Consider the following 6,999-nt stretch of genomic DNA (forward strand, 5'->3'; position numbering starts at 1 on the left):
GGCCGGTTACATGCGCCCCGGGCGCCGGCCGAGAACCCACCGCCGGTGACGTGCGGCCCCGGCGTCAAAGGCATCTCCACACGCGCGGCAAAGCCGTGCGGCACCGAGCCCGCGCCCCGCCTCGGCGCCGCAGTGCGCCCTTCTGTGGGCGGTGCGGCTGCCGCACCGCCCAACTCCTCCGGCCGGTTCCGTTACTCGGCGGTCGCCGCATTCGGCTTCTCCCCGTGCGCAGATGGCCCGGCCCCTGGATGCCTGCCTGGGCTTCGGCAGGATCGTCTCCACGGACGGGCTCCGGCTCGTCTGAACTCGCTGGCGACGCTCACCCAAACGGTGTGACCGGGGACCACACGCCGAGCCACTGAGCCTTTTCCAACCTCAGTTTGGGCAGGTCAGGTGCAGGGTGAGGATGGCGTTGACGAGTGCGGTGATGCGGGTGGTGGAGCATCGCAGCTTGCGTAGAAGTCGCCAGGTCTTGAGAGTGGCCATCGCCTGTTCAACGAGTGCGCGGATCTTCGCGTGCGAGCGGTTGACGGCCTGCTGGCCTGCGGAGAGCGTTTCCCAGCGACCCCAGTACGGGACCCTTACCGTGCCGCCGGCGCCGCGGTAGCCCTTGTCGGCCCAGCACTCCACGGCGGCTTGGTCCAGGGCGTCGATGATGCCGTGGGTTCGCGCGGCCCTGATGTCGTGGACGGCTCCGGGCAGTGCTGGGGAAGCCCACAGCAGCCGCCCTGCGGGGTCGGTGATGACCTGCACGTTCATGCCGTGCTTCTTGTGTTTCCCGGAGTAGAAGGGCCGGTCGGCGGCGGTCCGGTCGATCGGCAGCAGCGTGCCGTCCAGGATCACGAATGCCCTGGTGGCGGCGGTCTTCATCGCCTGGGTGAGGGTGGGCGCGAGGGCGGCCAGGACGTCGACGGCCTCGGCGATGTACCGGTAGGCGGTGGTGGTGCCGACGCTGAACCCGGCGGCGAGCTGGGCGTAGGTGTGTCCGCACCGCAGGTGCGCGAGCGTCAGCAGGGCTTGGCGACCGGGGGTCAGCCGCCTCCAGCGGGTGCCGCGTTGCCGGCGGTGGTCCCGCAGACGGGCGGACAGGAAGCGCAGGGCGGAGCTGGACACGTCGATCCCGGACGGGTAGACAAGCATGCGAAGCCTCTGGTGGAGACGGTTCTCTTGGTCGAAAACCCATCTACCAGGGGCTTCACCGCGCTGTCAGCCCAACGACCCATCGCCCGCACGAGGTTGGAAAAAGCTCACTGCTCGGCGCCCCACTCCTCGAACCGTCGCACCTCGGTGAACCCCAGCTTCGCGGCGAGTCGCATCGAGCGGTTGTTGGCAGTCTGGGTGCAGAGCACCACCGGCTCACCGGGAATCGCGTCGGCGAACCAGGCGAGTGCCGCCGCGCACGCCTCGGCGGCATACCCGCGTCCCCACGCTTCGGGCAGGAACGTGTAGCCGAGCTCGGCTTCCCCGGCATCCGGACGGACGTGCCCCGGACGCTCCGCGCCGCGCCGATCGAGCGTGACCGTGCCGATCATCGCTCCGCCGAGATCGATCACGAAAAGACCGGGGCGCCGCCCGGGCACTTCAGGCACCGCACTTTCGAGCTCATCGCGCGGTCGCGGGCCACCGAGGTAGGTGTGCACCTCCGGCGATGCGAACAGCTCGATGAACGCCGCACGGTCTCGGGCCTCGGACCGGCGGAGCACGAGCCGTTCGGTCTTTATCGGGGCAGGCGGCCAGGCAACGGGCCCGAGTCCGGTCATATTGGGCAACTTATCGCACGCTGAGGAACGGCGCGGAGTCCTCAACTCCCTCATGCCGACCCGAAAGCCCGGACCGTTGGATCTCCGTGCGATTTTCTGGAAAGCCTGCCTGCCTCCCTTTCGAGCCCGCCTCCCGCGCGCCGACTCGGCTGCATGAGCTCCGTCTCGACCATCATCCCGGCGCCGCACCACGGCCGTCCAGGGGCGCCCGGACCGGCATCCCGGACGTACGTGACGCCGGCGGTGACGGCATCCGCCTACAGCGAGACCTTCCGCTCTTCGGCCTTGAGACCACGGAGTGTCCAAAGCCCGTACAGAGCCAGCAGCGGTTTACCCACAATCCACTCGCCAAGGCGGTAGTCATCCGCCCGCACGAGCCTCTCAGCAAGATCAGGGCGCTGCCGCCGCACGTACACACGGGCCTTGAGCGCGTGAGCCGGCTGGGAGACGATCTTGATGCGGTCGGCATCCTCCAGCAACGGGATCACGTTCGTGATGTTCTCCCATGTCGTCGCGCTCCGGTCTTCGACAAGCACCGTGCCGTCGAACCCGAGCACCGACTTTGCGTAGTCGGCCATCAGCTGGGCTTCCGCAGCACAGCCGCCGATCGCACCCCCGCTGAAGATCACGAGAGTGCTTCGCGCACCGTCCGCGGCAACGGAGCGAATTCCTGCACGAACACGCCAGCGGTTGATGAAGTTCGCCGTCGACTGCGGGTTCCGGTAGCCCAACACGACCACGGCCTCTGATGCGCCCCCGCTGCTCCCCACGAGGGTTCGGGACCAGCGCCGGTTCACCCACTCGCCCCAGGCCAGCGCCGCAGCCCCCGCCATCGCCAGCCCTGTCCTTCGTCGCATGCGGCGACTCTAGGGCACCGCTCGTAGGGGGCAGCGAAGGTACGAGCCGCCCTGCAGAGGACGCATTCCGTGAGGTCTTCGCAAGCGCCCGAAGTCCAAGACTGCACGCCCTCACACACATCCCGGCCGGAAAGGACGAGGGCGGCATGGGCGGGGGAACCGATGGCGCCGGTCGACTCCGGCGCCGGCGCGTGGTGTCGGCAGGTACACCGCCGGCCGGGCGGGCAGGGCCATGGTGGGGAGTCCTGGCCGTTCCTAGCGTGGCCGGCATGGAAGACACGGTTGACAACGGAGAACAGTGCGGCGCCGGGCTCACAGGCGGCACCGGCACGTCCAGCCGCCGGGGCCCTTCGCGGCGGCTCGCCCTGCGAGGGCTCGCGGCCTCGGCGGGCGGCGCGACGCTCGCCGCCGGCGTCGGTGCGTCGACCGCGCGGGCGGCCGGCGCCGGGCGGCGGTGCCCGGGCGTGCGCACGTACGTCCTCGTCCACGGCACGCACAGCGCCGGCGCCTTCTGGACCGCGATCGGGCGGGAACTGGCGCTGCGCGGGCACCGCGTCGTCGCCGTGGACCAGCCGCTGCACGGCACCGAACGGTTCGTGCCGCAGGCGTACCAGACGCAGGACCTGGCGGCTCTCGCGACGGAGCCCTCACCGGTCGCCGCGCTCAGCCTGGACGACTTCGAGGCGCGCGTCACCGACGCCGTACGCCGGGCCGCGCGCCTGGGCGGGCTCGTGGTGCTCGTCGGGCACAGCATGGGCGGCCTGTCGGTCAGCCGCGTCGCGAACGGCGTACCCGGCCTCCTCGCGCACATCTGCTACATGGCCGCCTTCTGCCCGAGCCGCACCATGCCGTCCCTGGACGCCTGCGCCATCTCCCCCGAGGGGCAGAACGCCATCAGTCCCGTGGAGCAGGTCGTCGGCGACCCGGAGACGCTGGGCGCGCTGCGGCTGAACTGGCGCACCGCGAACCCCCGTGACCTGGCGGTCTTCAGGGAGATGATCTGCGCCAACTACACGGACGGCGCCTTTTTGCGGGTGCTGGAAGGCATGCAGACGGACGAGTCGCTGACGGCGTACGCCGGCCGGGCGGTGGGGCACGCGAGCACATGGGGGCGGATTCCGCGCACGTACTTGCGGTTCGGCAAGGACAGGACGGTGGCCACCGAGCTTCAGGACCGCATGATCGCGGAGGCCGACGAACTCACCCCGCACAACCGCTTCATGGTCCACGACTTCCCGGACGCCGGCCACCTGGGCCCGGCCGACCCCGCCCCCGGTGACCGACATTCTGCACGGGCTGCCGCTCCACTGAACGCAGGCGCGGACGGACCGGGTTGACCGAGGGCCGTTCACCCGGACGCCTCCCGCGGCGCGACCGGCCGTGGACCGAGCGGCCCGTTCCCGCGCGTCGCGTAATGAGGCAGCCCGGCGGCGACCACAAGGACTCGGCGGCGGCGCCAGGCCGGTGCCGGCGGTGCCGCCGCCCGGGCGTCCTGGGATCGGTGGACCGGAACAACGGGGGCGGGGCGGCAGGCGCCCCCGGGAACAGGCGCGAAGGACCCGGCCGGGACTACGCCAGGGGGACACGCAGCGCGCCGGTGCCGCTCATGTCCAGCCACACGCTGTCCGGGGAGCGCACCATACGCAGCTCCGCGTGGCCGCAGTGCGGGCAGCGTACCACCAGGCCGGGTGCACGCGTGTAGACGTGCAGCCGCGCCACCGGCTCGATGACGCCGCAGCCGGCGCACCGGCCGCGCGCACTGGTGAGGTCCACGGCGAAGATCTCGGACAGCGGGCCGGCAAGTGCGTTGCCGTCCTGGTATTCCTCGCCTTCCTCACTGCCGGGCTCGTGGTTCATCTCAGCCTCCACTGGGACCGAATCTCTCGGTGCGAATGTTGTCGGGGCGGTGCCCCAGATCGACGAGCAGGTTCGCCGCAGTCTCGACGAATCCGGTGGGGCCGCAGATGTAGCAGACCGGTGAGTTCTCCTTCGGCGGCCAGGCGAAGGCGGCGAGGTCCTCCCGGCGGATCCGCCCGGGCGGGCGTGGCCCGTTCGGGGACATGCGTGTGTAGAGGTACTCCGTCTCCAGACCCGGTTCGCCGCGCTGCAGCTCCGACACGTAATACCGGTCGGCGGGGCTGCGTACGGAGTGGAGCAACCGGAAGGGCGTGACCTGCGTACCCGTACGCCGTGTCCGGATCATGGCCATGAGCGGCACGATCCCGGAGCCCCCGCCCACCAGCAGGACCGGTTCGGTCGGCCCGGGGGACCACACGAACCACCCGCCGACCGGCCCGCGGACCTCGACGGGGTCTCCGACTGCGAGCTGGTCCACCAGGTACGGGGAGACCTCGCCGTCGGCGACCCGCTGCACGGTCAGTTCGAGGCGCTGCCCGCCGGGGGCCGAAGCCAGCGAGTAACTGCGCTGGGCGCTGTAGCCGTCCTCCGCGGTCAGTTTGACGTCGACGTGCTGTCCGGCCAGATGGCCGGGCCAGTCCGGCACGTCCAGCAGGAGTGTGCTCGCCGAGTCGTTCTCCGCCCACCGCTCCACAAGGGTGGCGACCTGCCAGCGCAGGCGCCTGCCTAGTCGCCCTGATACCGCTGCTCGCGCCATGGGTCCCCGTAGTCGTGGTAGCCGAGGCTCTCCCAGAAGCCCGGCTCGTCCCGGACGAGCAGCCGGGCGCCGTGAACCCACTTCGCCGATTTCCAGAAGTAGAGGTGCGGGACGAGCAGCCGGGCGGGGCCGCCGTGCTCCGGAGGGATGTCCTCGCCTTCGTAGGCGTAGGCGATCCAGGCCCGGCCGTCCAGGACGTCCTCCAGCGGCAGGTTGGTCGTGTATCCCCCGTACGAGCTGAACATCACGTAGTCCGCGGAGGTCTCCACCTGCTCCAGCAGCACGTCGAGAGAAACGCCTCGCCATGAGGTGTCGAACTTCGACCACTTCGTCACGCAGTGCAGATCGACCGTCGGGGTCTGGCTCGGCAAGGCCGTCAGCTCGGCCCAGTTCCAGCGGTGCCGGACCCCCGTCTCGGTGGTCACCGTGAACTCCCAGTCCTCCCGGCGGATCAGCGGCGTCGGACCGGCCGACAGCACCGGGAAGTCATGCGTCTCGTACTGCCCCGGCGGCAGCCGGCGGGAGGACTCCCGCGGCCGGCCCCGGAAGCCGGGCGACACCACGCCCACGCCGCACTCCTCCTTTCGCACCACCGGCCGGGCTCCCTGCGCAGGAGCCGCCCGTCCGCGCGCACATTTTCGGAGCCCTTCCGGCACACCTGTCGAAAGGACCCGGTAAGAGACGCAGAGGAAATCGCCGGACTTTTCAGCACCGTACAAGCCGGCTCAGCGGACCGCGATCGGAGAAATGTCCGGTTGGCAGCCGGCTCGCTGGAGGAGGTCTGCCCTCGTCGGGCCCGGATCGGAGGACGCCGCCGGCATCCGGTCCGGTAGCGGGCGCTCACACTCCCCCGAACCTACATCCAATAGACATTTGCCTAATGACAGTAGGTAGATGCATACTCGGTTTCAGTAGATGCGAGCGATGCGGAGGACGACGATGGCCCGGGCGGGACTGACCACGCAGCGTGTGGTCCAGGCGGGGGCCGAGCTGGCCGACGAGATCGGCTTCGAGCAGGTGACCCCCGCGGAGCTGGCCCGGCGGTTCGGCGTCAGGCCCGCGAGCCTGTACTCGCATCTGGACAGTGCCCACGACCTCAAGACGAAGATCGCCCTGATGGCCCTGGAAGAGCTCGCCGACCAGGTGTCCGCCGCAGTGGCGGGGCGGGCTGGCAAAGACGCCCTGACCGCCTTCGCGAACGCCTACCGCGACTACGCCCTCAGGCACCCCGGCCGCTTCGCCGCCGCCCGGTTCCGGCTCGACCCGCAGACGGCGGCAGCCAGCGCCGGCGTCCGGCACGCCCGGATGACGCGGGCGATCCTGCGCGGATACAACCTGGCCGAGCCGCACGAGACGCACGCGGTGCGGCTCCTGGGGAGCTTTTTCAGCGGCTACGTCGAACTGGAGACCGCCGGCGCCTTCGGCCACAGCGACCCCGACGCGCAGGAGAGCTGGACCGGCATCCTCGGCGCGCTCGACACCCTGCTGCGCGGCTGGCCCACCACCTCCTGACCGGCCGCCCCGGCAGCACCCTCCGGCGTCATGCCGGCCACCCTCTGCAACCACGGAGACCGAGGACATGCACACCGAGCACGACTGGACCACCACCCCGGTCACCTCAGACCTCGTGCGCGGCGCTCTCGACCTGGAAGACACCGGGCGCGGCGCACTGCCCCACCGGCTGCCCGCGTACGCCCGCGCGCAGATCCCCGACGGCCAGCTCGCGATGGCCCAGTCGCAGCCCTCCGGCGTAAGGCTGACCTTCCGC

The 6,999-nt window shown here is 70.7% G+C and carries 8 protein-coding genes and 1 pseudogene; 3 read left to right on the plus strand and 6 right to left on the minus strand.

From position 1 onward, the window contains the following. Nucleotides 1-375 precede the first annotated feature (375 nt). From I003_RS0126425 to I003_RS0126435, 3 genes are all read right to left on the minus strand, one after another. A complete protein-coding gene (locus tag I003_RS0126425; RefSeq protein WP_027774257.1) occupies nucleotides 376-1,140 on the minus strand; it encodes an IS5 family transposase in 765 nt (254 codons plus the stop codon). A gap of 107 nt (nucleotides 1,141-1,247) precedes the next feature. After that, nucleotides 1,248-1,760, minus strand: a complete 513-nt coding sequence (locus I003_RS33305) for a GNAT family N-acetyltransferase (protein ID WP_037721801.1) — start codon at nucleotides 1,758-1,760, stop codon at nucleotides 1,248-1,250. A 257-nt stretch (nucleotides 1,761-2,017) separates the two neighbouring features. Then, the gene (locus I003_RS0126435; protein ID WP_027774258.1) at nucleotides 2,018-2,617 is read right to left on the minus strand and encodes a YdcF family protein; all 600 of its coding nucleotides are present in this window, start codon (nucleotides 2,615-2,617) and stop codon (nucleotides 2,018-2,020) included. 269 nt (nucleotides 2,618-2,886) lie between these two features. Between I003_RS0126435 and I003_RS33310 the strand changes: the two genes are divergently transcribed. Continuing rightward, nucleotides 2,887-3,954: an alpha/beta fold hydrolase gene (locus I003_RS33310; RefSeq protein WP_078564393.1), complete on the plus strand. Its 1,068-nt coding sequence runs from the start codon at nucleotides 2,887-2,889 to the stop codon at nucleotides 3,952-3,954. Nucleotides 3,955-4,186: 232 nt separating this feature from the next. On the opposite strand, the gene I003_RS0126445 is transcribed toward I003_RS33310, so the two are convergent. Genes I003_RS0126445 through I003_RS0126455 form a run of 3 tightly spaced genes read right to left on the minus strand, consistent with a single transcriptional unit; the run spans nucleotide 4,187 to nucleotide 5,800 of the window. After that, nucleotides 4,187-4,474: a DUF6510 family protein gene (locus I003_RS0126445; RefSeq protein ID WP_027774259.1), complete on the minus strand. Its 288-nt coding sequence runs from the start codon at nucleotides 4,472-4,474 to the stop codon at nucleotides 4,187-4,189. Between the two features lies 1 nt (nucleotide 4,475). After that, nucleotides 4,476-5,231, minus strand: a complete 756-nt coding sequence (locus I003_RS0126450; RefSeq protein ID WP_027774260.1) for a ferredoxin reductase — start codon at nucleotides 5,229-5,231, stop codon at nucleotides 4,476-4,478. Further along, the gene (locus tag I003_RS0126455) at nucleotides 5,201-5,800 is read right to left on the minus strand and encodes a sulfite oxidase-like oxidoreductase (RefSeq protein WP_027774261.1); all 600 of its coding nucleotides are present in this window, start codon (nucleotides 5,798-5,800) and stop codon (nucleotides 5,201-5,203) included. The genes I003_RS0126450 and I003_RS0126455 overlap by 31 nt, the downstream gene beginning before the upstream one ends. Nucleotides 5,801-6,170: 370 nt before the next feature. Between I003_RS0126455 and I003_RS0126460 the strand changes: the two genes are divergently transcribed. Together I003_RS0126460 and I003_RS0126465 are read left to right on the plus strand one after the other, a co-directional pair. Continuing rightward, nucleotides 6,171-6,743, plus strand: coding sequence for a TetR/AcrR family transcriptional regulator (locus tag I003_RS0126460; protein WP_027774262.1), 573 nt, complete (start codon nucleotides 6,171-6,173; stop codon nucleotides 6,741-6,743). Nucleotides 6,744-6,810: 67 nt separating this feature from the next. After that, nucleotides 6,811-6,999, plus strand: a pseudogene (locus I003_RS0126465) (lipase); the annotation flags it as partial.

The sequence above is a fragment of the Streptomyces sp. CNQ329 genome, assembly GCF_000482585.1.